Annotated in this window: 3 protein-coding genes; 2 read left to right on the forward strand and 1 reads right to left on the reverse strand. The window is 46.0% G+C overall.

Going from position 1 to position 3744, the window contains the following annotated elements; genetic code table 11:
* Nucleotides 1-10: 10 nt before the first annotated feature.
* Nucleotides 11-1543 carry a DUF3365 domain-containing protein gene (locus U9Q77_05450; GenBank protein MEA3286804.1) on the reverse strand — a complete coding sequence of 511 codons (1533 nt, stop codon included), beginning with the start codon at nucleotides 1541-1543 and terminating at the stop codon, nucleotides 11-13.
* A gap of 297 nt (nucleotides 1544-1840) precedes the next feature.
* Here U9Q77_05450 and U9Q77_05455 point away from each other — a divergent pair, with 297 nt between their 5' ends.
* Entirely contained in the window at nucleotides 1841-2407 is a 567-nt protein-coding gene (locus U9Q77_05455) for a NapC/NirT family cytochrome c (GenBank protein MEA3286805.1), read from the forward strand.
* Nucleotides 2408-2429: 22 nt separating this feature from the next.
* Nucleotides 2430-3744: multiheme c-type cytochrome (locus tag U9Q77_05460; protein MEA3286806.1), on the forward strand; the 1315-nt coding region annotated here is incomplete at its 3' end.

The following is a 3744-nucleotide window of genomic DNA, read 5'->3' on the forward strand; positions in this document are numbered from 1 at the left end:
CGCGTATTCATCAGTTTTCCTCAACTGGAATCGTCAGCACAAAACAAACTCCACCACCCGGGTTATTTTGCACAGCAATATGACCTCCCAAACGTTTGATTAATGAATCGGAGACGGAAAGTCCCAGGCCGGTTCCTTCTCCAACTTCCTTGGTCGTAAAAAAGGGTTCAAAAATTTTATTCAGATGTTCAGAACTGATACCAGAACCAGTATCGAAAACCTCAATACGGATAGATCCATCCTCCAATCGGCTGACAACTTTGATCATCCCTTCGTTTGCGCCGATAGCCTGAACAGCATTCCCAACAATATTCATCATCACCTGACGGAGAGCTTCAACCCCGGTCGTCACCGGCTTGCCAATATTCAATTGTAGATCCAGTTGGATCTGCTTTTGCCCCATGCAAGTCAGTTCCAGACAATCCTGAATCATGGCATCAACATCGCCCAATTTGGTTTCCAGAGGTTCTTTTCTGCCAATATTCAGTAACTGCTGTACCGTCCCTTTAATCCTTTCGAGGCCCTGTCCCAGCAATGTCAGATAGCGATTTTGCAGTTCAGGTTGATCCATGTTCCGCTGCATGGTTTGGATACAGTTCTGCATTCCCCCAAGTGGATTGTTGATTTCATGGGAAATCCCGGCAACCAGGCGACCCAATGCGGCCTGTTTTTCACTTTGAAAAACCTGTTCACGGGATTCATCAAGCTCCTTTTGCGATGTTTCAAGTCGCAAACAAAGCTTATGGAAATGTTTGCTCAACACCCCGATTTCATCATCGGGTACTCTAGCTGTGGGAAAAGATTGTTCCGGATAGTGATCCATCACTCCGGCAAGTAACTTCAATCGTCTGGCGACCAGGGAATTAAACAACAGATAGATACTGAGAGAGACGATAATAATAGTTGCCAGAGCTATCCACAGTAACATCTGATTATTGGCTTTGATTTCTGCGTAAGCCCAATTCATCGGCACAGTAATATTCATCCCCCCTCGAATATCGCCAACGGTATAGTTCTGCTGGTCATGGCAATTTAAACATTGAGAATCAACCGTCAATGGGGCCATGTAACGGAGGCGATAACTCCCTGCAACCTGTTCAATTTCTATTGCTTCATCGATCCCATCGGCAAATTTGACTAAACTGCGTCGCTCGAAATCATCAGGAGCATTGTCCGGATTCATCGGTTTCAGACTGGTGACATTAAACTGCCCCATTCCCTCTTTCGCCGCATAAGCTGACAACTCCCGGGTCACCATGGCGGGGTTGCGCTTGACCAGCCAGTTGCCCCGGCTGTCTTGAATCTCCCCCTGCTCAAGAAATGGATTACTTTCCACGCCGGAAGTTTTTACGAAGAAAAGACCATTGTGATCTGATACCCATTGCCGCGTCAGGCGGATCTGATTGAAAAGCATTTTTGCCTGCTGAGTCGCCTGCTCGACAACCAGATCTTCCTGAAAACTGGAGGTACGATAAAAGGTGATTCCATAAGAGATACAAATCACCAGGCTGATCAGAAGGATAAGTTTAGTTTTTAACTGCATAGCAACGAAAACCCTTACTAATCATAGGAGGTTACGTATTCAGAGATATTGCTACCAAACGGTAACACAAGAGACAGCGAGAAGGCTACCCACTGGTAACAAAAACAACATTCAAACAAACATATACTACTGAAAAATAGAGCATTTATTGTGGCATGTCCGTTGCAGTATAAAATATGTTGGCTAATTTGTTGCTGTCAAGCTGAATTCTGATACTTTTTACTACAGTAGTTTTTTTCATAAGTTAAATTTCCTCGAAAGGTACTAAGACTGCCACTCAAGTAAGGAGGTGATTGAATGTCGAGTAACGAAACCCCAAGTAAGTCCGGCGCGAAAAAGTTTTTGATTTTTGGAGCGATGTTTGGCGTTGTGGGTGCGATGGTCCTGGTTCTGGCTTCCGGTTTCATGGTGGAATCAACCAACACAGATGAATTCTGTGTCAGTTGCCACGTCATGGAGCCATTTAGAACCTCGTGGAAAGCTTCTGTCCACGGCGGTAAAAACCCTCAAGGTTTTACTGCACAATGCGTAGACTGCCATCTGCCACATGACGGTTTCGTGAACTACCTGGTCACAAAGGCAAGAACTGGAGCAAGCGATATTTGGCACAATTTTACAATTGATGGAAAAAGTTTCGATTGGGCTGCCAATACCGAGGAAAATCGTCTCAAGTTCACTTTTGACAGCGCCTGTCACCGTTGTCACCACAACCTGACCCCTCCGGGAATATCCAAGGGCGGCTTGATCGCTCACCGGTCTTATATGCGGGGTGAAGCAAACAAAATGTGTGCCGAATGTCACATGCATGTTGGACACAAAAATATGCTGCAGACAGTCGAAGAATTCTATGCGTCGGAAAAATAACTAAACGAAAAGGAGGTTTAAAGTGAAACAAATTTATGGAAAAATTGGATTGATCAGCCTTGCCTGCCTGCTGGTCTGGAGTGGAATGGCTTTTGCTGCCAATTCCCCGAACCTGGCACCACGCAAGATTGAGATCAAACGTGGCTACACCCCGGAAGCGGCAAAATGTATAGAATGTCATGCTGAAAAGACGCCAGGGATTGTCGAAGACTGGAAACTTGGAAATATGGCAAGTGCTGGCGTTTCTTGTTATGACTGTCACGTTGTTGAGTCAAACTCTCCAATGGCAAGTCAGTGTTCTGGTTTAAAAGGGAGTCAAACCTTTATTTCTCCGATGGTTTCCTCTGCAACCTGTGCACGTTGTCACCCATCTGAAGTTGATGAGTTCCTGAAGAGCGGCCACGCAAACCTATCTCGTGATGCTGTTTATGACGAAAAGAAAGCAGGCGGCGCACTGGTTGCTCTGCAACATCAACATGAAGGAGCAGCTTTTCTGGGTGTAGAAGAAGGGTCTTTAGTCAATAACGCATCACGAACTTCCGGTTGCATTATGTGCCACGGTTCAGAAATTGAACTTGGCCCTGACAATAAACCAATCAACAGCACCTGGCCTGCCGGTGTTGGTACTCTTTATCCTGATGGTTCTGTTGGTACCTGTACGGTATGTCATACCCGACATAAGTTCTCTGTTGCAGAAGCTCGTAAGCCCGAAGCCTGTGCCAGTTGTCACCTGGGTCCTGATCATCCCGATATCGAAATTTACCTTGAGTCTAAGCACGGTCAGATTTTCTTGACCGATGGTGAAGATTGGGAATGGGACAGTGCTCCTGGAACTTGGCAGCCTGGCGACTACAGAGCACCAACCTGTGCAGTGTGTCATATGTCTGGTATTGGTGAACTGGAAACAACCCACAACGTTAATGATCGTCTCAAGTGGGACCTGATGCACAAGCGTAGTGAAATTCGTAGTGGCGTCCGGGGTGATGGTGTCAAAGGTGACAAGTTGATGCGTAAAGTCTGTGTCAACTGTCATGGTGAAAGCCACACCGATAACACCAGACAAACTTTGGACAGTGCCGTTGCATTGTACAATACCTACTGGGATGAAGCAGTGAAAATGAAGAAAGAACTAGCTGCCAAGGGTCTGCTCAAAAAAGATCCATGGAAAGATGGTTATCAAGAGTTGATGTACTATCTCTGGCACCATACTGGTCGTCGTGCCCGTCAGGGTGCTGCGATGAATGGACCTGACTATGCCCATTGGCATGGATTCTTCCAGGTATTCCAGGTTATGAAGGATATGCAAGACATCTATAACTATCGGATCAAAAACAACA

This window comes from Candidatus Neomarinimicrobiota bacterium, assembly GCA_034716895.1.
Lineage (GTDB): Bacteria > Fidelibacterota > UBA8477 > UBA8477 > JABMPR01 > JABMPR01.

What these genes read in the sequence shown, in the direction of transcription:
- U9Q77_05450 (MEA3286804.1), bottom strand. Translation starts at nt 1,543, where the DNA reads ATGCAGTTAAAAACTAAACTTATCCTTCTGATCAGCCTGGTGATTTGT.
- U9Q77_05455 (MEA3286805.1), top strand. Translation starts at nt 1,841, where the DNA reads ATGTCGAGTAACGAAACCCCAAGTAAGTCCGGCGCGAAAAAGTTTTTG.